Annotated in this window: 21 protein-coding genes and 1 tRNA gene; 13 read left to right on the top strand and 9 right to left on the bottom strand. The window is 53.3% G+C overall.

The genetic code is table 11. The features are described 5' to 3' along the window. Window positions 1-7 precede the first annotated feature (7 nt). The 4 genes from potH to rlmC are packed head-to-tail and all read left to right on the top strand — an operon-like array spanning window position 8 to window position 3,520. Window positions 8-961, top strand: a complete 954-nt coding sequence (gene potH, locus SK35_RS16540) for a putrescine ABC transporter permease PotH (protein WP_003831667.1) — start codon at window positions 8-10, stop codon at window positions 959-961. Next, entirely contained in the window at window positions 958-1,803 is an 846-nt protein-coding gene (gene potI / locus SK35_RS16535) for a putrescine ABC transporter permease PotI (protein WP_048214586.1), read from the top strand. The genes potH and potI overlap by 4 nt, the downstream gene beginning before the upstream one ends. Before the next feature lie 59 nt (window positions 1,804-1,862). Further along, complete coding sequence (locus tag SK35_RS16530) at window positions 1,863-2,351, top strand: YbjO family protein (protein ID WP_003035378.1); 489 nt, start codon at window positions 1,863-1,865, stop codon at window positions 2,349-2,351. A 41-nt stretch (window positions 2,352-2,392) separates the two neighbouring features. Next, window positions 2,393-3,520, top strand: a complete 1,128-nt coding sequence (gene rlmC / locus SK35_RS16525; protein ID WP_048214585.1) for a 23S rRNA (uracil(747)-C(5))-methyltransferase RlmC — start codon at window positions 2,393-2,395, stop codon at window positions 3,518-3,520. Window positions 3,521-3,853: 333 nt separating this feature from the next. Here rlmC and SK35_RS16520 read toward each other — a convergent pair. The 3 genes from SK35_RS16520 to SK35_RS16510 all read right to left on the bottom strand — a co-directional run bounded on the left by SK35_RS16520 (window position 3,854) and on the right by SK35_RS16510 (window position 5,645). Next, window positions 3,854-3,941: transfer RNA gene (locus SK35_RS16520), tRNA-Ser, on the bottom strand. 149 nt (window positions 3,942-4,090) lie between these two features. Next, window positions 4,091-4,768 (bottom strand): isochorismatase family protein, encoded by a 678-nt coding sequence (locus tag SK35_RS16515; protein ID WP_003831673.1) that lies wholly within the window; start codon window positions 4,766-4,768, stop codon window positions 4,091-4,093. 16 nt (window positions 4,769-4,784) lie between these two features. Continuing rightward, window positions 4,785-5,645 carry a pirin family protein gene (locus SK35_RS16510; protein ID WP_003831674.1) on the bottom strand — a complete coding sequence of 287 codons (861 nt, stop codon included), beginning with the start codon at window positions 5,643-5,645 and terminating at the stop codon, window positions 4,785-4,787. A gap of 108 nt (window positions 5,646-5,753) precedes the next feature. Between SK35_RS16510 and SK35_RS16505 the strand changes: the two genes are divergently transcribed. Further along, complete coding sequence (locus tag SK35_RS16505; RefSeq protein WP_003831675.1) at window positions 5,754-6,665, top strand: LysR family transcriptional regulator; 912 nt, start codon at window positions 5,754-5,756, stop codon at window positions 6,663-6,665. A 79-nt stretch (window positions 6,666-6,744) separates the two neighbouring features. Here SK35_RS16505 and infA read toward each other — a convergent pair whose 3' ends face one another. The 5 genes from infA to trxB form a co-directional block, all read right to left on the bottom strand. Continuing rightward, window positions 6,745-6,963, bottom strand: a complete 219-nt coding sequence (gene infA, locus SK35_RS16500) for a translation initiation factor IF-1 (RefSeq protein WP_002211347.1) — start codon at window positions 6,961-6,963, stop codon at window positions 6,745-6,747. A 285-nt stretch (window positions 6,964-7,248) separates the two neighbouring features. After that, window positions 7,249-7,953 (bottom strand): leucyl/phenylalanyl-tRNA--protein transferase, encoded by a 705-nt coding sequence (aat, locus tag SK35_RS16490; protein WP_048214584.1) that lies wholly within the window; start codon window positions 7,951-7,953, stop codon window positions 7,249-7,251. A gap of 44 nt (window positions 7,954-7,997) precedes the next feature. Beyond that, entirely contained in the window at window positions 7,998-9,719 is a 1,722-nt protein-coding gene (cydC, locus tag SK35_RS16485) for a heme ABC transporter ATP-binding protein/permease CydC (RefSeq protein WP_048214583.1), read from the bottom strand. Then, window positions 9,720-11,486, bottom strand: coding sequence for a heme ABC transporter permease/ATP-binding protein CydD (gene cydD / locus SK35_RS16480; protein WP_003831887.1), 1,767 nt, complete (start codon window positions 11,484-11,486; stop codon window positions 9,720-9,722). A gap of 114 nt (window positions 11,487-11,600) precedes the next feature. After that, the gene (trxB, locus tag SK35_RS16475; protein ID WP_003831889.1) at window positions 11,601-12,569 is read right to left on the bottom strand and encodes a thioredoxin-disulfide reductase; all 969 of its coding nucleotides are present in this window, start codon (window positions 12,567-12,569) and stop codon (window positions 11,601-11,603) included. A 547-nt stretch (window positions 12,570-13,116) separates the two neighbouring features. Here trxB and lrp point away from each other — a divergent pair. The 8 genes from lrp to SK35_RS16435 all read left to right on the top strand — a co-directional run bounded on the left by lrp (window position 13,117) and on the right by SK35_RS16435 (window position 25,368). Then, a complete protein-coding gene (lrp, locus tag SK35_RS16470; RefSeq protein WP_002439523.1) occupies window positions 13,117-13,611 on the top strand; it encodes a leucine-responsive transcriptional regulator Lrp in 495 nt (164 codons plus the stop codon). 134 nt (window positions 13,612-13,745) lie between these two features. Next, window positions 13,746-17,732, top strand: a complete 3,987-nt coding sequence (ftsK, locus tag SK35_RS16465; protein WP_048214582.1) for a DNA translocase FtsK — start codon at window positions 13,746-13,748, stop codon at window positions 17,730-17,732. A 111-nt stretch (window positions 17,733-17,843) separates the two neighbouring features. Beyond that, complete coding sequence (lolA, locus tag SK35_RS16460; RefSeq protein WP_003831898.1) at window positions 17,844-18,455, top strand: outer membrane lipoprotein chaperone LolA; 612 nt, start codon at window positions 17,844-17,846, stop codon at window positions 18,453-18,455. 10 nt (window positions 18,456-18,465) lie between these two features. Further along, entirely contained in the window at window positions 18,466-19,809 is a 1,344-nt protein-coding gene (gene rarA, locus SK35_RS16455; protein ID WP_048214581.1) for a replication-associated recombination protein RarA, read from the top strand. Window positions 19,810-19,901: 92 nt separating this feature from the next. Then, window positions 19,902-21,194 (top strand): serine--tRNA ligase, encoded by a 1,293-nt coding sequence (serS, locus tag SK35_RS16450; protein WP_048214580.1) that lies wholly within the window; start codon window positions 19,902-19,904, stop codon window positions 21,192-21,194. A 236-nt stretch (window positions 21,195-21,430) separates the two neighbouring features. Beyond that, the gene (gene dmsA, locus SK35_RS16445; protein ID WP_008784257.1) at window positions 21,431-23,875 is read left to right on the top strand and encodes a dimethylsulfoxide reductase subunit A; all 2,445 of its coding nucleotides are present in this window, start codon (window positions 21,431-21,433) and stop codon (window positions 23,873-23,875) included. 10 nt (window positions 23,876-23,885) lie between these two features. Continuing rightward, window positions 23,886-24,503 (top strand): dimethylsulfoxide reductase iron-sulfur subunit DmsB, encoded by a 618-nt coding sequence (gene dmsB / locus SK35_RS16440; RefSeq protein WP_003831905.1) that lies wholly within the window; start codon window positions 23,886-23,888, stop codon window positions 24,501-24,503. Window position 24,504: 1 nt separating this feature from the next. Further along, on the top strand, window positions 24,505-25,368 hold the full coding sequence (locus tag SK35_RS16435; RefSeq protein ID WP_048214579.1) for a dimethyl sulfoxide reductase anchor subunit family protein: 864 nt from the start codon (window positions 24,505-24,507) through the stop codon (window positions 25,366-25,368). Between the two features lie 110 nt (window positions 25,369-25,478). Here the strand turns inward: SK35_RS16435 and ycaC are convergent, their stop codons facing one another. Continuing rightward, on the bottom strand, window positions 25,479-26,105 hold the full coding sequence (gene ycaC, locus SK35_RS16430) for an isochorismate family cysteine hydrolase YcaC (RefSeq protein WP_003035746.1): 627 nt from the start codon (window positions 26,103-26,105) through the stop codon (window positions 25,479-25,481). Window positions 26,106-26,333 lie beyond the last annotated feature (228 nt).

Raw genomic sequence — 26,333 nt, 5'->3', positions numbered from 1 at the left:
AGCGAAGATGAGTACACTTGAACCTCCGGCACGCGTGGATAAAGCAGGGCGATTCACGCTGTTTATGTCGCGGCTGCAAATGAAGCACGGGCGCAAGCTGGTGATCGCGCTGCCGTATGTGTGGCTGCTGCTCCTGTTTCTGCTGCCTTTTCTGATCGTCTTCAAAATCAGTTTGGCTGAAATGGCGCGCGCTATTCCTCCCTATACGGACCTCGTTTCATGGGCTGACGATCAGCTATCCATCACGCTCAACTTAGCCAACTTCCTGCAGTTAACGGACGATCCGCTCTATTTCGATGCCTACCTGCAATCGTTACAGGTGGCGGGAATTTCGACAATCTGTTGCCTGCTGCTGGGATACCCGCTGGCATGGGCCGTCGCGCACAGTAAACCCTCAACGCGTAATATTCTGCTGTTGCTGGTGATCCTGCCGTCCTGGACCTCGTTTTTAATTCGCGTATATGCCTGGATGGGGATCCTAAAAAACAACGGCGTGCTGAACAACTTCCTGATGTGGTTGGGCGTCATCGACCAACCGTTGACGATTTTGCACACCAATCTGGCGGTCTACATCGGTATTGTTTACGCCTATTTGCCCTTTATGGTGCTACCGATTTATACCGCGCTGACCCGTATCGATTACTCGCTGGTGGAAGCGGCGCTGGATTTAGGTGCCCGGCCGCTTAAGACCTTCTTTAGCGTGATTGTGCCGTTGACCAAGGGTGGGATTATCGCCGGGTCAATGCTGGTATTTATTCCGGCTGTTGGCGAGTTTGTGATCCCGGAACTGTTGGGTGGCCCGGATAGCATCATGATTGGTCGCGTGCTGTGGCAGGAATTTTTCAATAACCGCGACTGGCCGGTGGCTTCTGCTGTCGCCATTATTATGCTGCTGCTACTGATTGTGCCGATCATGTGGTTCCACAAATATCAGCAAAAAAGCGTGGGGGAACACGGATGAATAACTTACCGGTCGTTCGCTCGCCGTGGCGTATTTTTATCCTGGTAGTGGGCTTTACCTTCCTGTACGCGCCGATGCTGATGTTGGTTATCTATTCGTTTAACAGCTCGAAGCTGGTGACTGTCTGGGCGGGGTGGTCAACACGTTGGTATGGCGAGCTTTTTCACGATAGCGCGATGATAAGCGCCGTCGGCATGAGTTTAACGATTGCTGCGGGTGCTGCGACGATGGCGGCAATCCTTGGCACCATCGCCGCCGTGGTAATGGTGCGCTTTGATCGTTTTCGTGGTTCGAATGGTTTCGCTTTTATGATCACCGCGCCGCTGGTTATGCCAGATGTCATTACCGGTTTGTCGCTGCTGCTGCTGTTTGTAGCGTTGGCTCACGCCATCGGCTGGCCAGCGGATCGCGGTATGTTGACCATATGGCTGGCGCACGTCACTTTCTGTACGGCATATGTGGCGGTGGTGATTTCTTCACGTTTGCGCGAACTGGATCACTCCATTGAGGAAGCGGCGATGGATCTCGGCGCCACGCCGCTGAAGGTCTTTTTCGTCATCACCCTGCCGATGATTATGCCGGCCGTGATTTCCGGTTGGTTATTAGCCTTCACGCTGTCACTCGATGATCTGGTTATTGCCAGCTTTGTCTCTGGTCCTGGCGCCACAACGTTACCGATGCTGGTGTTCTCCAGCGTACGTATGGGGGTGAACCCGGAGATCAATGCCCTGGCGACGCTGATCCTTGGTGTGGTAGGAATTATCGGATTTATCGCGTGGTATCTGATGGCGCGAACAGAAAAACAACGGATCCGCGATATCCAACGTGCAAGACGCGGCTGAAAAAACTAAAATCTGCCAACCTGTCTATACGGCGCAGCTGTGGTGGCTGCGCCGTTTTCATGGAAGACGACGCGTTGGGATTTTTTAAGAAATCATCCACATCACATGCTCGCTTAAACGTCCCTGCTTTGGTGCAGGTGGCGGCGCTGGCTATTATCATGATCCGCTGTCTCGATCTGTTGATGATTTTTAATACGCTTGGGTTTCGTGGAACCAGTGAGTTTATTCATCGCAGTGTGCAGACCTGGAATTTGACGCTGGTGTTTCTGGGCAGTCTGGTGCTGCTATTTATCGAAATTTACTGCGCATTTTCGCTGGTAAAAGGACGGAACTGGGCACGCTGGATCTATCTGTTGACCCAGATTATCGCCAGCGTCTATCTGTGGGCTGCTTCGTTGGGCTACGGATATCCAGAATTGTTCAGCATTGCGGGGGAGTCCAGACGCGAAATCCTGCATACGCTGGTGATGCAAAAACTGCCGGATATGCTGGTATTGCTGCTGCTGTTTGTGCCTGCGTCCAGCAGGCGGTTCTTCCGTTTGCAATAACGTGTATAATCTTGGCCCCCGGTTAATTTGTAGGTCTTTGTATGCAGTGCGCACTATATGACGCCGAACGCTGTCGCTCCTGTCAGTGGATAACACAGCCTGTCGCCGATCAACTCTTCGAAAAAACAGCCGATCTGCAGAATCTGCTGGCCGAGTATCCGGTCGGAGAATGGTGCGCGCCGGTCAGTGGTCCGGAAAGCGCGTTTCGTAATAAAGCCAAAATGGTAGTCAGCGGCAGCGTGGAAAAACCGCTGCTGGGAATGCTGCATCGTGACGGTACGCCTGAGGACTTGTGCGACTGCCCGCTCTATCCTGAGTCTTTTGCGCCCGTATTTGCCGCGCTTAAGCCGTTTATCGCTCGGGCGGGGCTGACGCCCTATAACGTGGCGCGCAAACGCGGGGAGCTGAAATATCTGCTGTTAACGGAAAGCCGATACGACGGCGGTATGATGCTGCGTTTTGTCCTGCGTTCTGACGCAAAACTGGCACAGCTGCGAGCGGCGCTACCCTGGTTGCAGGCACAACTCCCACAGTTAAAAGTGATCACTGCCAATATTCAGCCGGTGCATATGGCGATTATGGAAGGGGAGACAGAAATCTTCCTGACGGAACAACAGGCGCTGGCGGAACGCTTTAACGATGTGCCGTTGTGGATCCGCCCGCAGAGCTTCTTCCAGACCAATCCGGTAGTGGCGGGGCAGTTATATGCCACGGCGCGTGACTGGGTGCGTCAGCTTCCGGTTAATCATATGTGGGATCTGTTTTGCGGCGTAGGGGGTTTTGGTCTGCACTGTGCTACACCGCAAATGAAACTGACAGGGATTGAAATCGCGCCAGAGGCGATTACCTGCGCGAAGCAGTCAGCGCAGGAGCTTGGGTTGCAGAATCTGCATTTTCAGGCGCTGGATTCAACCCAGTTTGCTACCGCTCAGGGCGAAGTACCTGACCTGGTGCTGGTGAATCCGCCGCGTCGCGGGATTGGAAAGCCGCTGTGCGATTTTCTCTCCCGCATGGCACCGCGTTATATCGTTTATTCCAGCTGTAATGCGCAAACCATGGCGAAGGATATTCGTGAGTTGCCCGGGTATCGCATTGAACGCGTCCAACTTTTCGATATGTTCCCACACACCGCGCACTATGAAGTGCTAACGCTGCTCAGCCGACAATAACTGCCATGCCTGATGGCGCTTCGCTTATCAGGCCTACGGAGATATGCAGGGCTGTAGCAATGTAGGCTGGATAAGGCGCTTGCGCCGCATCCGGCAAATGCAACATGCGAAAAAAAAGCCCGTACTTTCGTACGAGCTCTTCTTAAAATATGGCGGTGAGGGGGGGATTGACTCGCTTTGCTCGCCCCTACGGGGTAGCCCGTTCGCGATGCTCCCGGTCTGTCCAACTGGCTGCGCCAGTAGTCGAACCCCGGTCGGGGATTCTCATCCCCCCGCAGATGTGCAACATGCGAAAAAAAAGCCCGTACTTTCGTACGAGCTCTTCTTAAAATATGGCGGTGAGGCGGGGATTCGAACCCCGGATACGTTGCCGTATACACACTTTCCAGGCGTGCTCCTTCAGCCACTCGGACACCTCACCATATTGTATTGCTGCCTGACCGCTTGGGGGGCAACGGGGCGCTACTATAGGGAGTTGCGCTAAAACGGTCAAGCAGAATTTACGTGTTAACTCTCGTTTGGTTACGCAATATACATATTCCTCCGCCCAGGCAGGCGCGGAGGAAAGGATTAGCGCTGAGAGTCCAGTTTTTCGCCGCTGGTCACGACTTCCTGAGCTTTGCTGTAGCTTTCGATCAGCAACTGATAAGCCGGGAAGACTTTGGTATACACTTCCGCCCATTCGGCGGCGTCTTCACGGTTCCATGTACCCTGAATTTCAGAAGCGACGGCGGCGGTATCCATCGGCACGACGCCAGCCTGAACAACACGAGCCAGGGTGATTTCCTGCGCCATTTTGCTGTAAGTACCGGAAGCGTCGATCACTGCGAAGACCTTATAGCCTTCCGCAACCGCGCTGATAGCCGGGAAAGCCATGCACACGCTGGTAATCGTACCGGCGATAATCAGCGTTTTACGACCCGTTGCTTTGACCGCTTTCACGAAATCTTCGTTATCCCAGGCGTTGATTTCGCCTTTACGCGCCACGTATTGGGCATGCGGCGCATTGGCGTGGATCTCAGGGATCAGCGGGCCGTTAGGTCCCTGCGGTACGGATGCCGTGGTAATCACCGGCATCTTCGCCAGAGTCGCCATTTTAGCCAGCGCGGCGGCACGCGCACGCAGTTCTGGCATTGGCATGTCGCCGACGGTCTGGAACAGCCCGCTCTGATGATCGATAAGCAGCATGACGGAATCATTCACATCGATGACCGGACGTGAACCATTAAAGTTTGCAGGACTGGACATATTCTTCTCCTTCGATTCAGATTTGGCCAAAGCGGCCGGAGTTAAAATCGCGTACGGCTTCAGCGATTTCTTGTTTCGTGTTCATTACAAACGGACCGTAACCTACAATCGGCTCGTTCAACGGTTCTCCTGAAAGCAGCAGCACGCTGGCGTCGCTGGAGGCTTCAATATGCAGCGTTTTCCCCTGCTGGCTCAGCACCACCAGTTGCGCTTCGCTGGCAGACGTAGTGCCGTTTACGGTGATATTCCCTTTCAATACCACCAGGGCAGTGCTCCATCCTTCCGGCTGTGACAACGTGAGCTGATGATTACGTTGCAAACGCATATCCCAGACATTCAGCGGCGAGAAGGTATGTGCCGGGCCTTTTGTATCCTGATAGCTGCCCGCAATCACACGAACGCTCCCTGCTTCATCAGGCAGGGCGACAGTGGGGATCACATCGCTGCTGATGCCCTGGTAACCCGGAACGGCCATTTTGTCTTTTGCTGGCAGATTGACCCACAGCTGTACCATTTCCAGTTCGCCACCCTGACGGGTAAATTCAGGTGAATGGAACTCTTCGTGTAATATTCCTGCTCCTGCGGTCATCCACTGCACGTCGCCGGGGCCGATAATGCCGCCGCGACCGGTTGAATCACGGTGTTCAACTTCGCCGCTGTAAACGATGGTCACCGTCTCAAAACCACGGTGAGGGTGTTCGCCTACGCCGCGTTTTTCGTTACCCGGCGTAAACGTATGTGGGCCGGCGTAATCCAGCAGCAGGAACGGACTTAGTTGCTCAGCATGAGACTGGTAAGAAAACATCGAGCGAACCGGAAATCCATCGCCAACCCAGTGTGGGCGAGGTGCGGTGTAGACGCCTGTTACTTGTTTCATATGTGTCTCCTCTGTGGCGTTATCTTGATGTGAATAAGCTTATATTCATGACAGCGAGCTGAGTAGTAGCTAAAATAGTCCTCACTGTCTCATAAATAGGACAATTAGATGACAAAGCCGGATCTCAATGATTTTGCATGGTTTGTGCATGTTGTAGAGGAAGGGGGATTCGCGGCGGCGGGTCGGGCGCTTGATGAACCGAAATCAAAACTAAGCCGACGGATAGCGCAACTGGAAGAGACGCTGGGAGTTCGACTGATTCAGCGAACCACCCGCCAGTTTAACGTGACGGAAGTTGGGCAAACCTTTTACGAGCACTGTAAGGCGATGCTGGTGGAAGCGCAGGCAGCGCAGGATGCGATTGCCGCGTTACAGGTTGAACCGCGTGGCGTGGTGAAGTTGACGTGTCCGGTCACGCTGCTGCATGTGCATATCGGGCCAATGCTTGCCCGTTTTATGGCGCGTTATCCTGACGTATCAGTGCAACTGGAGGCCACTAACCGCCGCGTGGACGTGGTTGGAGAGGGTTTGGACGTGGCGATTCGCGTCAGGCCCCGACCATTTGAGGATAGCGACCTGGTGATGCGTGTGCTGGCGGACAGGGGACATCGTTTGTATGCCAGCCCGCAGTTAATCGAGCAAATGGGAACGCTACATTCTCCGGCGGAGCTGACGCGTTGGCCGGGCCTGAGTCTGGCGACGGGTAAACATGTGCATCGTTGGGAGTTATTCGGGCCGCAGGGCGCACGTGCGGAGGTGCATTTCACGCCGCGTATGATCACCACCGATATGCTGGCGTTACGTGAAGCCGCAGTTGCCGGTGTTGGGGTAGTTCAACTTCCACAGCTGATGGTAAAAGATCAAGTAGCCGCGGGTGAACTGGTGGCATTGCTCGACGGCTGGGAACCGAAGCGAGAAATAATTCACGCAGTCTTTCCATCACGCAGGGGATTATTGCCGTCAGTACGCACATTAGTGGATTTCTTAACGGAAGAATATGCGCGGATGATTGAGGATTAAATACCTGACCTTGGCCCACAAAAAAGGCCGGTTAAACCGACCTTTTATTATCTGGACGCCATTCGGGCGTTAAAAACAATCAGCGACTACGGAAGACAATGCGGCCTTTGCTCAGGTCGTACGGGGTCAGCTCAACAGTCACTTTGTCGCCCGTCAGGATGCGGATATAGTTTTTACGCATTTTACCGGAGATGTGTGCAGTAACCACGTGACCGTTTTCTAACTCTACGCGGAACATGGTATTAGGTAACGTATCGAGAACGGTACCCTGCATTTCAATATTGTCTTCTTTGGCCATCTAATCCTCTGGGGTATCACTACCGTAATTTGAACCGGCAAGATAATGCCGAAGTTCTTTTAATAAGTAAAGATTTGTGCGTTTAAAACACAGCAAATCGGGTTTGGCGCATTACTCTAACCACACACGGCAAAGCCGCACTTAAAGCGCAACGTGTAAGGGAACGAGGAGATAAACGATAGGCGTTGCCTGACGCGAACTGTTCCTTAACGGCGGCGGGGTAATGGGCTAAACCAACTCTGCGCGACAATTATAACACCCCGACAAAAAATGTGCCGAAAACATTCACCCCTGAGGCGAAAATAACGTCCTGGGAACCCAGAAATGGCTCGGTAGCCGCTGCTGGCGCAGTCTGCTCAGGTGTTCAAGGTACTCCCGACGTGGGGTTTCGACGGCGCCCAGCGAAGCTGTGTGGCTATTTAATACCTGGCAATCGATTAATTTTCCGCCCTGACGGATAAATTCAGCGCAAAAAACAAGCAGTGCGGTTTTGGACGCATTTTCCTGACGGCTGAACATTGATTCGCCACAAAATAGCGTACCTTGCGCCACGCCATACATACCGCCCACTAATTCATTTTGTCGCCATACTTCAATGGAGTGCGCATGGCCCAGCTCGTGCAGGCGATGGTAGGCGTCCACTACATCATGCGTTATCCAGGTGCCTTCTTCCCGGTCATTGGCGCAGCCTTCAATCACCTGACCGAACGCGTAATTGAGCGTCACGCGATAAGGCGAGGTTTTATGAAAACGTTTCATGCTGCGGCTGAGATGAAATTTCTCGGGCCAAAGAATGGCGCGTGGATCGGGCGACCACCAAAGGATGGGGTCGCCAGGTGAAAACCACGGGAAAATTCCGCGCTGGTAGGCCATTAACAGTCGGGCTGGACTGAGATCGCCGCCAAGCGCCAACAAACCGTTAGGCTCGCGTAAAGCGCCTTCCGGTGAAGGGAAGGCTATAGAATGGCGGGACAATTGCACCAGGCGCATGACAGCGAAACTCCACTACGCGAGTTTGATCGTTCAATAATAGCTTACAGACGTTGCTTAAACTGGTAATAACGCCCCTGCCGGGCTAACAAATCTGCGTGATTACCTTGCTCAATAATGTGTCCGTTGTCCATCACTATTATTTGATCAAAACGTGACAAGCCGCGCAGACGATGTGTCACCATCAGTACGGTTTTATCGCGCATGACATCGCCAATTAATTCAAGCATTTGGCTTTCTGTTGTGGCATCAAGCCCTTCGGTCGGTTCATCCAGCAGCATCAGTGGGGCATCGTGCAATAAGGCGCGAGCGATAGCCAGACGACGGAGTTCGCCGCCAGAAAGCTGACGACCGCCTTCGCCTAACCAGGCATTGAGTCCATCACCCTCTAGCAGTTTGTCCAGACCGACGCGGCACAGCATTGCGGATAATGTGTCATCACTGGTGTGCGGTGCTGCCAGCAGCAGGTTATCGCGAAGCGTCGCGCTGAACAGGTGCACGCGCTGTGGCACGACGCTGATGCTCTGGCGCAGCGCGGCTTCACTGAGGGCTGAAATCGGCTGCTCATTAATCAGAATTTCGCCATGCTGCGGATCCCATGCGCGGGTCAGCAATTGTAGTAACGTTGACTTACCGCAGCCAGTGCGACCGAGAATCGCAATGTGTTCACCGGGCTGAGCCTGCAGCGAAAGGGTGTCGAGCGCTTTTTGTGTTTGCCCCGGATAGCTGAATGAAACATCGCGTAGCGTGAGAGTGACCTGCTCAGAAACTGGAGAACCGGCATCCGGGAAGGTGACTTCTGGCTGCTGTTCGGTCAGTTCGGTGATGCGCAGCGCAGAGGCAATAACCTGTCCGAGATGCTGAAATGCCCCGGTGACGGGGGCCAAAGCTTCAAACGCGGCCAGCGCACAGAAGACAAACAGCGCGATCAGCGCGCCAGGCTGGGTATTGCCACCCACGCCGCCGGAGGCCATCCATAACATCACAACCACTGCCAGTGCGCCGACTAACAGCATGACCGCCTGTGATAGCGCCGTTAATTCAGACTGACGTCGTTGGGCTTCATGCCACTGCAACTCGGTGGCTTCCATTTGGGCGCGGTAACGTTCACTGGCGCCAAAGATGGTCAGTTCAGCCTGGCCCTGCAGCCAGGATGTTAACTGCTGACGATACTGCCCACGTAAATGCGTCAAACTTTGCCCGGTGCTTTTACCTGCCTGATAAAAGAGTGGGGGCAGGATAAATAAGGTCAGCAGCATAATACCGCCGAGAGTGATAGCCAGCGTGAAATCGAGAACGCTTAGCCCCAGCGTGACCACCATGATGACGACAAAAGCGCCCACAAGCGGGGAGAGCACGCGCAAATAGAGATGATCGAGCGTGTCGACATCCGCCACCACGCGGTTAAGCAATTCACCTTGTCCATAACGGGACAGGCCAGCAGGGGAGAGCGGCAGCAGTTTGCTGAAGGTATAAATACGCAAATGTTGCAGCACGCGGAACGTCGCGTCGTGGCTGACCAATCGCTCGAAATAGCGGCCCGCGGTTCGGGTGATTGCCGCACTGCGCACCCCGGCAGCAGGGAGCATATAGTTAAAACTGTAAATCCCGGTGACACCCACCACAGCAGAAGCCGACAGGAACCAGCCGGAAAGCGTCAGCAAACCAATACTTGCCAGCAGTGTGACGATCGCCAGAACGATCCCCAGGGTTAACATCCATTTGTGACGTTTATACAGCGTCAGATAAGGTAGCAAAGCGCGCATTTAAATGTCCTCCTGACGATGAGCCAGTAATGTCGCAAACGCCCCGTTGGCTGCGCTAAGTTCGGCATAAGTGCCTTGTTCAACGATCTGTCCGTCCTGCATCACCCAGATAACGTCCCAGTCGGCAAGATCTTCAAGTTGGTGTGTCACCATCAGCGTGGTCTGGCGGCGTGACGCTGCTTTCAACGCCTGCATCACGCGTTGTTCGCTGTGTGCATCAAGGCTGGCGGCGGGCTCGTCAAGCAACAACAACTGACATGGATTGAGTAAGGCGCGAGCCACGGCAACGCGCTGCGCTTGTCCGACAGAAAGTCGAGCAGCCTGATCGCCTACTGGTGTATCCACACCCTGTGGCAGAAGTGGTAAAAACTCACTGACCCAGGCGCTGTCGAGTGCGGCTTGCAGCTGTTCTTCGCTGGCATCGGGGCGAGCGAGCAGCACGTTATCGCGTAACGTGGCGGCAGGGAGCTGCGGGTTTTGTCCAACCCAGGACAGCTGTTTGCGCCAGCAATCAGGCGACAGGTCGCGCAGCTCAAAGCCGTTAATCCGCAGCGAACCCTGATAAGAGAGAAAACCGGACAGGACATTGAGCAACGAACTTTTGCCGGAGCCGCTGCGGCCAACCAGCACTGCGCGTTGGCCCGCTGGCAGGGTAAAGTTGAGCGGACCTGCAAGCACTTTACCTTCCGGCGAGGTGATGACCAGATCTTCTGCTTCAATTGAAACTGCGTCTTTTGTAGTCAGCTCAATATCGCCACGCTCAGGATGTGCAAGCGGGGTTTCCATGAAGGTTTTCAGACTGTCTGCTGCACCAACGGCTTGTGCTTTGGCGTGATAAAACGTGCCCAGATCGCGCAGGGGTTGGAAAAATTCCGGCGCCAGAATGAGCGCCAGGAAGCCAGCTGCCAATGTGACGCCAGTCCCGTAGTGGCCAAAATCGAGTTCACCGAGGTAGGAAAAACCGAAGTAAACCGCGACCAGTGCGATGGACAGGGAGGTAAAGAACTCAAGGACACCGGATGACAGAAACGCCAGGCGCAGGACTTCCATGGTGCGCTGGCGGAAATCCTGTGACGCTGCGCGGATGCTTTCTGTTTCAGCTTCACCGCGGCCAAAGATTCTTAGCGTTTCCATGCCCCGCAGGCGATCGAGGAAATGGCCACTGAGGCGGGCAAGAGCCTGAAAGTTGCGGCGGTTAGCATCGGCTGCACCCATACCAACCATCGCCATAAATAACGGGATCAACGGGGCAGTTCCAAGCAGAATAAGGGCGGCTACCCAGTTTGACGGGAATACCGCCGCCACGATCAATAAAGGGACGCATACAGCCAGCGCCATTTGCGGCAGATAACGTGCATAGTAATCATGCATGTCATCAATCTGTTCCAGGATTAGCGTAGCCCAGCTCCCGGCTGGTTTGCCTTGTATCCAGGCGGGACCTGCTTGTTGCAGACGGTCAAGCACCTGTCGGCGAATCTCAAAGCGGATATGTTGGCCAGCATGAAACCCGACGCGTTCGCGTAACCAGACGACCCATGCCCGCAGGATGAAAATCAATACCAGCACAATGAAAGGGAGCAGAAGCGCCTCTCTGGGGATATTGTCCATGATCATATGGTCGAGAATTCGGGCCATGAGCCAGGCCTGAGCGACAATTAACAGGCCGCTCACGAACCCCAACAGGCGTGAAATGTTCAGCCATCGTTGGGAAATTACACTTTGCTGTTTTAACCAGCGGGTCAGCTCTTTTTGACGGGTTTTATTCATTGCACGCTTAGCAGGTGAGTTATTGGAATTTTTGGGCAGGACAATGTTACAACGAGGCAAAAATAAAGGCGACTTATAGTCGCCTTTTTTACTTTTGTTACTGATTTGTAAAACTTATTTGCAAGCGTCTGCCAGACCGTCGAGATAACGCTCTGCGTCAAGCGCAGCCATACAACCGGTGCCTGCTGAAGTGATCGCCTGGCGATAAATATGGTCCATCACGTCACCGGCGGCGAATACACCCGGAATGCTGGTTTGGGTGGCGTTACCATGAATACCGGACTGAACTTTTATGTAGCCATTTTCCAGTTCAAGCTGACCGTCAAAAATGGCGGTATTCGGGCTGTGGCCGATAGCGACAAACAACCCTGCAACGTCAAGTGACTCGACGTTGTCAGTGTTTTGCGTATCGCGCAGGCGCAGTCCGGTTACGCCCATTTGATCGCCGGTCACTTCTTCCAGTGTGCGGTGGGTATGCAGCACGATGTTGCCGTTTTCGACTTTATCCATCAAACGCTTGATCAGGATTTTCTCGGCGCGGAAGCTGTCGCGACGGTGAATCAAATGCACTTCAGATGCGATATTCGCCAGGTACAGCGCTTCTTCAACAGCAGTGTTGCCGCCGCCGATCACCGCAACTTTTTGGTTACGGTAGAAGAAACCGTCGCAGGTCGCGCAGGCGGAAACGCCACGGCCTTTGAAGGCTTCTTCTGAAGGCAGACCCAGGTAGCGTGCTGACGCACCGGTGGCGATGATCAGTGCGTCACAGGTGTATTCACCGCTGTCGCCGGTCAGACGGAAAGGGCGGTTTTGCAGATCAACTTTGCTGATATGATCAAAAATAATTTCAGTTTCAAATTTGGTCGCATGTTCGTGCATGCGTTCCATCAGCAATGGGCCTGTGAGATCGTGCGGATCGCCAGGCCAGTTCTCCACTTCTGTTGTTGTGGTCAACTGACCACCTTTTTCCATACCGGTAATCAGTACCGGTTGCAGGTTCGCGCGTGCAGCGTAGACCGCAGCGGTATACCCCGCAGGGCCAGAGCCCAGAATAAGAAGTTTACTGTGTTTGGTTGCGCCCATGAGATCCCCATAGTTGTTAGCAGGCAATGAGCAGGATTGTAGGGAATTTACAGGCGTAAAAAAAGAGTATGGCGATTTTGTTAACAATATGTGTAATAGCGGGAACCGATGAACGGCAGAATTAGTCGTAATACTATAACGATTTCTACTTAAAATCGGTCAGTTATAAGGTGATAAAATGACGATTTTCCATCACTGCGAATGAATAACTGGCATGTTGTACTAAAAATCGATGTTTTGCTTTGACAATCCCCTGCTGTTTTGCGAAAACATTCAAGGAAGAAAAAAACTGTGTCATGTATGTGCTGCATAATCATGCATGTAGATACCATGTTTACCGTGTTAGCGAAATCTACGCATGGTGTGGACAGATGCCATTCGTGATGTCGATAGCCGCCGACAGGCAACGGTCTTCTCACCATAAACCCAGACATTGCGAACCGAAAATCCCTCTGGGTTGCGGTTTATTTTGATGGGTAGCGACTCTGAACAGTGATGTTGGTAGAGTCAGGCAGGAGTAGGGAAGGAATACAGAGAGACAATAATAATGGTAGATAGTAAGAAGCGCCCTGGCAAAGATCTCGACCGTATCGATCGTAACATTCTTAATGAGCTGCAAAAGGATGGGCGTATTTCTAACGTCGAGCTTTCTAAACGTGTGGGACTTTCACCAACGCCCTGCCTTGAGCGTGTGCGTCGGTTGGAAAGACAGGGTTTTATTCAGGGCTATACAGCGCTGTTAAACCCGCATTATCTGGATGCATCACTTCTGGTTTTTGTTGAGATTACTCTGAATCGTGGCGCCCCGGATGTGTTTGAACAATTTAACTCTGCAGTACAAAAACTTGAAGAAATTCAAGAGTGTCATTTGGTTTCCGGTGATTTCGACTATTTGCTGAAAACACGCGTACCGGATATGTCGGCATACCGTAAGCTGTTGGGGGAAACCCTGCTGCGTCTGCCTGGCGTGAATGACACACGTACTTATGTAGTAATGGAAGAAGTCAAACAGAGCAATCGTCTGGTAATTAAGACGCGCTAACACGGAACAGGTGCAAAATCGACGCAGTTTGATTACACTCCTGTTAATCCATACAGCAACAGTGCCGGGGCAACCCGGTGCTGTTGTCCGTTTTAGCATCGGGCAGGAAAAGCCCGAAACCTGGAGAGCCGTTTTTGAGCCAGGAATACACTGAAGACAAAGACGTCACATTGACGAAGTTAAGCAGCGGGCGCCGACTTCTGGAAGCGCTACTGATCCTTATTGCCCTTTTTGCCGTCTGGTTGATGGCTGCCTTACTCAGCTTTAACCCTTCGGATCCCAGTTGGTCGCAAACCGCGTGGCATGAGCCTATCCATAATCTGGGTGGAATACCTGGAGCATGGCTGGCGGACACGCTGTTCTTTATTTTTGGCGTCATGGCCTACACCATCCCCGTCATCATTGTCGGTGGCTGCTGGTTTGCCTGGCGACATCAGGCCAGCGACGAATATGTCGATTATTTTGCCGTCTCGCTACGCATTATTGGCGTTCTGGCGCTGATTCTCACTTCCTGCGGGCTGGCCGCAATTAACGCCGATGACATCTGGTATTTCGCCTCTGGCGGCGTGATCGGCAGTCTGCTCAGCACCACGCTACAACCATTGCTGCACAGCAGCGGCGGCACGCTGACGTTGTTGTGCATTTGGGCAGCGGGATTAACGCTGTTCACCGGTTGGTCATGGGTGAGCATTGCGGAAAAACTGGGCGGCTGGTTACTCAATATCCTGACGTTTGCCAGCAACCGTACCCGCCGCGACGATACCTGGGTCGATGACGAAGAGTATGAAGACGAAGAAGAGTCTGTCGACGCCGCTGATGGCAAACCCCATGAATCGCGCCGAGCTCGTATCCTGCGCGGTGCGTTAGCGCGCCGTAAACGTCTGGCGGAGAAATTTACCAACCCGCTTGGTCGTCATACCGATGCGGCGCTGTTCTCCGGCAAACGCATGGATGATGAAGACGAAATTGAATACAGCGCCCGTGGCGTGGTTGCCGATCCTAATGATGTGCTGTTTTCCGGTAATCGCGCGACGCTGCCGGAATATGACGAACTTGATCCACTGCTTAACGGCCACTCGGTGACCGAGCCTGTAGCTGCAGCAGCTGCAGCTACAACAGCCGCTCAGGCCTGGAGCGCACCGGTCGATCCGTTACTGCAAACGTCACCCGTGACCAACACTGTTATGGAGCAACCGGTCCCAACCGTGGCCTGGCAACCCGTGCCTGGCCCGCAAACCGGTGATGCCGCGATTGCACCAGCGCCTGAAGGTTATCCGCAGCCAGCCCAGTACGCGCAACCTCCGGTGCAGCAGCCTTATGAGCCATGGCAACAACCGGTTGTGGAGCAGAGTCCGCAGCCGCAATATTACGCACAGCAGCCCGTTGAACCTGTTTATACGCAGCCTGTCGCGCCGCAGCCGGAACCTGTTTATCAGCCGGAGCCCGTGCTGCAACCTGTCTATCAACAGGATCCGACCTCTCAACAGAACACCGCATTCCAGCAGCCTGGTTATCAGCCGGAGCCTGTGCAGCAACCTGTTTATCAGCAGGATCCAACTTTTCAGCAGAGCACTACGTTCCAGCAGCCTGTGGTTGAACAACCAACAGTGGTGGAACCTGAGCCGGTGGTTGAAGAAGTTAAACCGACTCGTCCGCCGCTCTATTACTTTGAAGAAGTCGAAGAGAAACGTGCGCGTGAGCGTGAGCAACTGGCCGCATGGTATCAACCGATCCCAGAACCTGCTCAGGAGCCTGAGCGTGTTAAGCCGTCTACGCCGTCTATGCCGACGACTGCATCCATACCGCCCGTTGAGTCTGTTGCTGCCGTTGCACCGCTGGCCGCTGGCGTAAAAAGCGCCGCGTTAGGGGTGAGTGCCGCTGCCGCAGCACCTGTCTTTAGCCTTGCAGGCAGCGGTACGCCGCGTCCGCAGGTGAAAGAGGGCATTGGCCCGCAGTTGCCGCGTCCGAATCGTGTGCGCGTGCCTACTCGTCGTGAGCTGGCTTCATATGGCATAAAACTGCCGTCACAGCGTATGGCTGAAGAGAAAGCGCGCGAAGAGCAGCTTGATACAGATGCGTACAGTGACGATGAAATGGATGCAATGCAGCAGGACGAGCTGGCACGTCAGTTCGCTCAGTCGCAGCAGCATCGTTATGGCGAAGAGTATCAGGACGATACCCACCAGACTGATGACGAAGATTCAGCCGCAGAAGCGGAACTGGCCCGCCAGTTTGCTTCTTCTCAGCAGCAGCGTTATTCCGGTGAACAGCCTGCCGGAGCGAATCCATTCTCCCTCGATGACTTTGAATTTTCGCCAATGAAAACGCTGGTGGATGAGGGGCCGCATGAGCCGCTGTTTACGCCTGGCGTAATGCCGGAGCCCGCGCCGCAGTACCAGGAACCAGTTGCGCCGCAGCAGCATTATCAGCAACCGGCGCAGCCAGTTGCACCGCAGCAGCACTATCAGCAACCGACACAGCCAGTTGCACCACAGCAGCATTATCAGCAACCAGCGCAGCCAGTTGCATCGCAGCAGCATTATCAGCAGCCAACGCAGCCTGTTACACCGCCGCCGCAGGATAGTCTGATCCATCCGCTGCTAATGCGTAATGGGGATAGTCGTCCGGCGCACCGTCCAAGCACGCCGCTGCCATCGTTAGATCTGCTCACGCCGCCGCCGAGCGAAGTTGAGCCGATAGATACGTTCGCACTGGAACAAATGGCACGTCTGGTGGAAGCGCGTCTGGCGGATTTCCGCATTAAAGCCGATGTGGTGAACTACTCTCCTGGCCCGGTGATTACCCGCTTTGAGCTTAATCTGGCTCCAGGGGTTAAAGCGGCGCGTATTTCTAACCTGTCACGAGATCTGGCGCGTTCATTGTCGACCGCGGCGGTACGTGTGGTCGAGGTTATTCCAGGCAAACCGTATGTCGGACTGGAGTTACCGAACAAAAAACGTCAAACCGTTTATCTGCGTGAAGTGCTGGATAACGCTAAATTCCGTGATAACTCATCTCCGCTGACTGTGGTGCTGGGCAAAGATATTGCGGGCGAACCGGTGGTGGCCGATCTGGCTAAAATGCCGCACCTGCTGGTGGCGGGGACAACCGGTTCCGGTAAGTCTGTTGGGGTGAACGCCATGATCCTCAGTATGCTCTACAAAGCGCAGCCGGAAGACGTTCGCTTTATCATGATTGACCCGAAAATGCTGGAACTTTCTGTTTATGAAGGTATTCCACATCTGCTGACTGAAGTTGTGACCGACATGAAAGATGCCGCCAATGCCTTGCGTTGGAGCGTCAATGAAATGGAACGTCGCTACAAACTGATGTCGGCGCTTGGCGTGCGTAACCTTGCTGGTTATAACGATAAGATTGCTGAAGCCGCCCGTATGGGACGTCCGATTCCAGACCCATACTGGAAGCCGGGCGACAGCATGGATGTTCAGCATCCGGTGCTGGAAAAACTGCCGTATATCGTGGTGTTGGTGGATGAATTCGCTGACCTGATGATGACCGTTGGCAAAAAGGTGGAAGAACTGATCGCTCGTCTGGCGCAAAAAGCGCGTGCGGCGGGTATCCACCTGGTGCTGGCAACCCAGCGACCGTCAGTTGACGTTATCACCGGTCTGATTAAAGCGAACATCCCGACGCGTATCGCCTTTACAGTGTCCAGTAAAATTGACTCGCGTACCATCCTTGACCAGGGCGGTGCGGAATCGCTGTTGGGTATGGGTGACATGCTTTATTCTGCACCAAACTCGACGATCCCTGTGCGTGTACACGGCGCCTTTGTACGCGATGAAGAAGTTCACGCGGTAGTTCAGGACTGGAAAGCGCGCGGCCGTCCACAATACGTTGATGGCATTACCTCTGACAGCGAAAGCGAAGGCGGCGGTGGCGGCTTTGATGGTGGTGAAGAACTGGATCCGCTGTTCGATCAGGCGGTGAACTTTGTTACTCAGAAACGCAAAGCCTCAATCTCCGGCGTCCAACGTCAGTTCCGTATCGGTTACAACCGAGCGGCGCGCATCATCGAACAGATGGAAGCGCAGGGAATAGTCAGCGAACAAGGGCATAATGGTAATCGTGAAGTGCTGGCTCCGGCGCCCTTCGAATGATTGCAAAGTTAAGTAATTCAGTATTTTCTACTTTCCTCATGCTGATTTTTGGCCTGAAATGGATAGCAGAGGGATCTCCCCGTTGGGAGTGACGTATTTTGAGGAATAACGATGAAAAGAATCGCAATCACCTGTGCATTACTGTCTAGCTTTGTGGTGAGCAGCGTCTGGGCTGACGCTGCCAGCGACCTGAAAAGCCGTCTGGATAAAGTCAGCAGCTTCCATGCCAGCTTTACTCAGAAGGTCACGGACGGTAGCGGCGCTGCGGTGCAGGAGGGTCAGGGCGACTTATGGGTTAAACGCCCTAATCTTTTTAACTGGCATATGACGCAGCCTGACGAGAGCATCCTGGTTTCCGATGGTAAAACGCTGTGGTTCTTTAACCCGTTTGTTGAGCAGGCGACTGCGACCTGGTTGAAAGACGCCACGGGCAACACGCCGTTCATGCTGATTGCGCGTAACCAGGCCAGCGACTGGCAACAGTACAACATTAAGCAAAACGGCGACGATTTCGTGCTGACGCCAAAAACCAGCAGCGGTAATCTGAAGCAGTTTACTATCAATGTTGGGCGGGACGGGACGATCCATCAGTTCAGTGCCGTTGAGCAAGACGATCAGCGCAGCAGCTATCAGCTGAAATCTCAGCAGAATGGTGCGATTGAACCTTCGAAATTCACCTTTACCCCGCCGCAAGGTGTAACGGTTGACGATCAACGTAAGTAGAGGCGTGTGAGTGAGCAATCTGTCGCTCGACTTTTCTGATAATACCTTTCAGCCACTGGCTGCACGTATGCGGCCAGAAAATTTAGCGCAGTACATCGGCCAGCAGCATCTGCTGGCTGCGGGTAAACCCTTGCCGCGCGCCATCGAGGCCGGGCACCTGCACTCTATGATTTTATGGGGTCCGCCGGGGACGGGGAAAACCACGCTAGCCGAAGTTATTGCCCGTTACGCTAACGCCGATGTTGAACGAATTTCGGCGGTCACGTCTGGTGTAAAAGAAATTCGTGAAGCGATTGAGCGGGCGCGTCAGAATCGTAACGCGGGTCGACGTACGATCCTGTTCGTGGACGAAGTTCACCGTTTTAATAAAAGCCAACAGGATGCGTTTTTACCGCATATTGAAGACGGTACCATCACGTTTATTGGCGCCACCACTGAAAATCCCTCGTTTGAACTGAACTCGGCACTGTTGTCGCGGGCGCGTGTTTATTTACTGAAATCGTTAACCACCGACGATATTGAACAGGTGCTGGACCAGGCGATGTCAGATAATGCCCGTGGTTACGGTGGTCAGGATATCGTACTGCCACCAGAGACGCGTCGGGCGATTGCCGAACTGGTGAATGGCGACGCGCGGCGAGCGCTGAATACGCTGGAAATGATGGCCGATATGGCCGAAGTTGATGATTCTGGCAAGCGCGTATTGAAACCAGAATTGCTCACTGAAATTGCCGGTGAACGCAGCGCACGCTTCGATAATAAAGGCGATCGTTTTTACGATCTCATCTCCGCATTACACAAATCGGTTCGCGGCAGCGCCCCGGATGCGGCACTTTATTGGTATGCGCGCATCATTAGTGCAGGCGGTGACCCGCTGTATGTTGCCCGTCGCTGTCTGGCCATTGCCTCTGAAGATGTGGGCAATGCCGATCCTCGCGCCATGCAGGTGGCAATTTCCGCATGGGACTGCTTTACCCGCGTGGGACCCGCGGAAGGTGAACGAGCAATTGCTCAGGCGATTGTTTATCTGGCCTGCGCGCCGAAAAGTAATGCGGTTTACACCGCCTTCAAAGCAGCGCTGGCTGATGCCCGTGAACGTCCGGATTACGACGTGCCGGTCCACCTGCGCAATGCGCCAACTAAGCTGATGAAAGAAATGGGCTATGGTCAGGAGTATCGTTACGCCCATGATGAACCAAATGCCTATGCCGCCGGAGAAGAGTACTTCCCGCAGGAAATGGCACAAACGCGCTATTATCACCCCACAAACAGAGGTCTTGAAGGCAAGATTGGCGAAAAGCTCGCCTGGCTCGCCGGACAGGATCAAAATAGCCCTATAAAACGCTACCGTTAGTGTTATCGTTGCGGTAATGTTGTCTCTGTATCCCTGTGACCGCAGGCTGTGGTCACTTTCTCCTATTTTAATTCGATAAGCACAGGATAAGCATGCTCGATCCCAATCTGCTGCGTAATGAGCCAGACGCAGTCGCAGAAAAACTGGCAAGCCGGGGCTTTAAGCTGGATGTAGATAAGCTGCGCGCTCTTGAAGAGCGTCGTAAAGTTCTGCAGGTACAAACTGAAAACCTGCAGGCAGAGCGTAACTCTCGATCGAAATCCATCGGCCAGGCAAAAGCGCGCGGGGAAGATATCGAGTCTTTACGTCTGGAAGTGAACAAACTGGGCGAAGAGCTGGATGCCGCGAAAGCTGAACTTGATACCTTACAGGCCGAGATCCGCGACATTGCGCTGACCATTCCTAACCTGCCAGCGGACGACGTTCCGGTGGGTAAAGATGAAAATGACAACGTTGAAGTCAGCCGTTGGGGTACGCCGCGTGAGTTTGATTTCGAAGTGCGCGATCACGTTACCCTGGGTGAAATGCACACGGGTCTTGATTTTGCCGCTGCGGTTAAGCTGACCGGCTCTCGTTTCGTCGTGATGAAAGGGCAGATCGCGCGCATGCACCGTGCGCTGTCTCAGTTCATGCTGGATCTGCATACTGAACAGCATGGTTACAGCGAAAACTACGTTCCGTATCTGGTTAACCATGACACGCTGTACGGAACAGGGCAACTGCCGAAATTTGCTGGCGATCTGTTCCACACCCGTCCGCTGGATGAAGAAGCTGACAGCAGCAACTATGCGCTGATCCCAACGGCAGAAGTTCCGCTGACCAACCTGGTTCGCGACGAAATCATTGACGAAGATGCGCTGCCGATCAAAATGACCGCGCATACGCCGTGCTTCCGTTCTGAAGCAGGTTCTTACGGTCGTGATACCCGTGGTCTGATCCGTATGCACCAGTTCGATAAAGTTGAAATGGTGCAGATCGTTCGCCCAGAAGACTCTATGGACGCGCTGGAAGAGATGACCGGCCATGCCGAGAAGGTTCTTCAGCTGCTGGGCCTGCCGTACCGTAAGATCGTCCTGTGCACAGGCGACATGGGCTTCGGCGCATGCAAAACGTACGATCTGGAAGTGTGGATCCCGGCGCAGAACACCTATCGCGAAATCTCCTCTTGCTCCAACGTGTGGGATTTCCAGGCTCGTCGTATGCAGGCGCGTTGCCGCAGCAAATCCGACAAAAAGACCCGTTTAGTACATACGCTGAACGGTTCTGGTCTGGCGGTTGGACGTACGCTGGTTGCGGTGATGGAAAACTATCAGCAGGCTGATGGCCGTATTCAGGTTCCGGAAGTGTTACGTCCGTATATGAATGGCTTGGAATTTATCGGCTAAGCTACCTTTCTTTGCTAAAAAAGCGCCTCAGGGCGCTTTTTTTATGCCCGTTTGACGTCGGACAATAACGCCTACCTCCATAGGAGTAATACTGCCTTCGAATGAAAGTCAGTATTTATCTCTGTCTTTTCGCAAATTCGGTATCTACCAGTCTGTATATCGATATTAGAGATATATAAAAACCTATATAACGAGTATTTCTCTTTTGTTTATTGTGAGCAGCAGAGTGAGCCACTATGAAAACTAAGATCCCCGATGCCATGCTGGCAGCTGAGGTTAGTCGCCGAGGTTTGGTGAAAACGACGGCGATAGGCGGACTGGCGGTGGCCAGTAGCGCGTTTACCCTGCCATTTACCCGTATTGCAAATGCTGCAGAAGCCCTTAATCCGACACAGGCCAATGAGAAAGTCATCTGGAGCGCGTGTACGGTGAACTGTGGTAGCCGCTGTCCTCTGCGTATGCACGTGGTAGACGGTGAAATAAAGTATGTTGAAACCGACAACACCGGTGATGACAACTATGACGGCTTGCACCAGGTACGCGCCTGTCTGCGTGGTCGCTCCATGCGTCGTCGCGTTTATAATCCCGACCGTCTGAAATACCCGATGAAACGTGTCGGTAAACGTGGCGAAGGGAAATTTGAGCGTATCAGCTGGGATGAAGCCTACGACATCATTGCCAGCAATATGCAGCGTCTTATCAAAGACTACGGCAACGAGTCTATCTACCTGAACTACGGCACAGGTACGCTGGGCGGCACCCTGACACGCTCCTGGCCGCCAGGCAAAACGCTGGTAGCACGTCTGATGAACTGCTGTGGCGGCTACCTGAACCACTACGGTGACTACTCTTCAGCACAAATCGCTGCCGGGTTGAACTACACCTACGGCGGCTGGGCAGACGGTAACAGCCCGTCCGACATTGAAAACAGCAAGCTGGTGGTTCTGTTCGGGAATAACCCAGGTGAAACCCGTATGAGCGGGGGTGGGGTAACCTATTACCTTGAACAGGCGCGACAGAAATCCAATGCCCGCATGATTATTATCGATCCTCGCTACACGGATACCGGCGCGGGTCGTGAAGATGAATGGATCCCGATCCGCCCAGGTACCGATGCGGCATTGGTGAATGGTCTGGCGTATGTGCTGATCACCGAAAACATGGTTGATCAACCGTTCCTTGATAAATACTGCGTGGGTTACGACGAGAAAACCTTACCGGCCGACGCACCGAAAAACGGTCACTATAAGGCGTATATTCTTGGGCAGGGCAAAGACGGTATCGCCAAGACCCCTGAATGGGCAGCGCAAATTACCGGTATTCCTGCTGATCGAATCGTCAAACTGGCACGTGAAATCGGTAGCGCTAAACCGGCATATATCAGTCAGGGGTGGGGACCGCAGCGCCATGCTAACGGTGAAATAGCGACTCGTGCCATTTCTATGCTGGCAATCCTTACCGGTAACGTTGGGATTAACGGCGGCAACAGCGGGGCGCGTGAGGGCTCATACAGTTTGCCGTTTGAACGTATGCCTACGCTGGAAAACCCAGTCGAAACCAGCATCTCTATGTTTATGTGGACGGACGCCATTGAGCGAGGTCCGGAGATGACGGCGCTGCGTGACGGTGTTCGTGGCAAAGATAAGCTCGATGTTCCGATTAAGATGATCTGGAACTATGCCGGTAACTGTCTGATTAACCAGCACTCTGATATCAATCGCACACATGAAATCCTACAGGATGATAAGAAGTGCGAGATGATCGTTGTCATCGACTGCCATATGACCTCCTCGGCGAAATACGCGGATATTTTGCTGCCGGACTGCACCGCTTCGGAGCAGATGGACTTCGCACTGGATGCCTCCTGCGGAAATATGTCGTATGTGATTTTCACCGATCAGGCGATCAAACCACGCTTCGAATGCAAGACTATCTACCAGATGACCAGTGAACTAGCGAAACGCCTTGGTGTTGAGCAGCAGTTTACAGAAGGTCGTACTCAGGAAGAGTGGATGCGTCATCTGTACGAGCAGTCGCGCAAAGCCATTCCTGAACTGCCAACGTTTGAAGAATTCCGCAAGCAGGGGATCTTTAAACAGCGCGACCCGCAGGGACATCACGTGGCCTACAAGGCGTTCCGTGAGGATCCTAACGCCAATCCGCTGACCACGCCGTCAGGTAAGATCGAAATTTATTCGCAGCAGCTTGCCGAGATCGCGTCAACCTGGGAACTGCCGGAAGGTGATGTGATTGATCCACTGCCGATTTATACCCCAGGTTTTGAGAGCTTAAACGACCCGCTGGTGGAGAAATTCCCTCTGCAGTTGACCGGCTTCCACTATAAGTCTCGCGTCCACTCGACCTATGGCAACGTGGATGTTCTGAAAGCATCCTGCCGTCAGGAAATGTGGATCAACCCGATGGATGCACAGCGACGCGGCATTAACAACGGCGACAAGGTGCGCATCTTTAACGATCGTGGTGAAGTGCACATTGAGGCGAAAGTAACGCCGCGTATGATGCCTGGCGTGGTGGCATTGGGCGAAGGGGCGTGGTATGACCCGGACGCAAAACGCGTGGACCAGGGTGGTTGCATTAACGTCCTGACGACCCAGCGTCCGTCTCCTCTCGCGAAGGGGAACCCATCACACACGAACCTTGTTCAGGTTGAAAAGGTGTAAGGAGTAACCGATGACAACCCAGTATGGATTTTTTATTGATTCCAGCCGTTGCACCGGTTGCAAAACCTGCGAACTGGCGTGCAAAGATTTCAAAAATTTAACCCCTGAAGTCAGCTTCCGCCGCATTTATGAGTACGCGGGCGGTGACTGGCAGGAAGACAACGGCGTCTGGCATCAGAACGTCTTTGCCTATTACCTCTCCATTGCGTGTAACCACTGTGAAGACCCGGCCTGTACCAAGGTGTGTCCGAGTGGTGCGATGCACAAACGTGAAGATGGCTTTGTCGTTGTCGATGAAGATGTGTGCATCGGCTGCCGCTATTGCCACATGGCCTGTCCTTACGGTGCACCACAGTACAATGCTGACAAAGGGCACATGACCAAATGCGATGGTTGCCATGAGCGCGTCGCTGAAGGTAAGAAACCTATTTGCGTCGAGTCCTGTCCACTGCGTGCGCTGGATTTTGGACCAATTGATGAACTGCGCAAAAAACACGGTACTTTGGCTGCGGTTGCGCCACTGCCGGGCGCGCACTTTACCAAACCGAGCATTGTCATCAAACCTAACGCCAATAGCCGCCCGACCGGGGATACTACAGGTTATCTGGCTAATCCGAAGGAGGTGTAAGATGGGAAGTGGATGGCATGAATGGCCGCTGATGATCTTCACGGTCTTTGGACAGTGTGTGGTTGGCGGTTTTATTGTTCTGGCGCTGGCGTTGATGAAAGGGGGCTTACGCCCAGAATCGCAGCAACGCGTAATTACCTGCATGTTTGGGCTTTGGGTATTAATGGGCATTGGTTTTATTGCCTCTATGCTCCACCTGGGCTCACCGATGCGCGCCTTTAACTCACTCAATCGCGTTGGGTCATCTGCGTTGAGTAACGAAATTGCCAGCGGCTCACTCTTCTTTGCCGTTGGCGGTATCGGCTGGCTGCTGGCTATGTTGAAGAAAATGTCGCCCGCATTACGCAATCTGTGGTTAGTTGTCACCATGGTGCTGGGTGTGGTTTTTGTCTGGATGATGGTGCGCGTGTATAACACCATCGATACCGTACCGACCTGGTACAGCATCTGGACACCGCTGGGATTCTTCCTGACGATGTTTATGGGCGGTCCGCTGCTGGGATATCTGTTACTGAGAATTGCTGGCGTGGATGGTTGGGCGATGCGCCTGCTGCCGGCTATATCAGTGCTTGCTCTGGTCGTGAGCGCCATCATGTCGGTAATGCAGGGGACTGAACTGGCGACGATCCACAGTTCGATTCAACAGGCCTCTGCGCTGGTTCCGGATTACGGTTCGCTGATGGCGTGGCGGATTGTGGCACTGGCGTTAGCGCTGTGCTGCTGGATAGTACCGCAAGTGAAGGGTTACCAGCCTGCCGTTCCGTTGCTTTCCGTCGCGTTTATTCTGCTGTTAGTCGGCGAGCTGATTGGTCGTGGCGTGTTCTACGGGCTGCATATGACCGTCGGTATGGCGGTGGCGAGTTAATTCATAATATGCCGGATGGCGGCTCGTGCTTTATCAAACCTACAATATCCGTAGGCCTTAAAGCTGCGCGCTATCCGGCTACATGTCAGGCCAGGGTTTTGCCCCAGTCTTTACTTCTGCTTAGTTAACGTGTCATAGCTGGTCATCAGATTGCGATAATCCGGAATGTGATTAGAGAACAACGTCGCCAGACCTTCGATATCGTTGCGCCAGTCGCGGTGCAGTTCGCATGCTACTCCGAACCATGTCATCAATTGAGCGCCTGCTTGAGACATCCGATCCCATGCTGAATGGCGGGTAATTTCATTAAACGTGCCTGAAGCATCGGTGACAACAAAGACGTCAAAACCTTCTTCAATAGCCGAGAGCGCTGGGAAAGCGACGCAAACCTCCGTCACGACACCAGCGATAATCAGCTGCTTTTTGCCGGTCGCTTTTACTGCTTTCACGAAATCTTCGTTATCCCATGCGTTAATGTTTCCTGGGCGAGCAATGTAGGGCGCATCGGGAAATTGAGCTTTCAGTTCCGGTACCAGCGGTCCGTTTGGTCCTGTCTCAAAACTGGTTGTCAGAATGGTTGGGAGGTTGAAGTATTTTGCTAAGTCACCGAGCGCAAGCACGTTGTTTTTAAATTTATCGGGATCGATATCCCGAACCAGAGAGAGCAGGCCAGCCTGATGGTCGACCAGCAGTACTGCCGCATTGTCTTTATCAAGTCTTACGTAAGGTTTAGTCATGGTATTTCTCCTGTTCAGTATCAGTGGGGGAAATTTGATGAGTTTAAGTCTACGAAAAGAACGATATTTGGATTAGATAGATAAATAAGAACTCACTGTTCTATTTTGAAGACAATGCAGCTCAGCATCCCGAATACAGTTTAGTAAGAAATAAAAGTAAGGGGAGTCCATGAAATTTTTCGACTGAACGTAACGCGAGATTTTTGTTTTAGATCAATAAAAACAAGC

Origin of the sequence: Citrobacter sp. MGH105, assembly GCF_001037485.2 — a bacterium.
GTDB lineage: Bacteria > Pseudomonadota > Gammaproteobacteria > Enterobacterales > Enterobacteriaceae > Citrobacter > Citrobacter portucalensis.
This window is presented reverse-complemented; position numbering and strand designations above follow the sequence as displayed.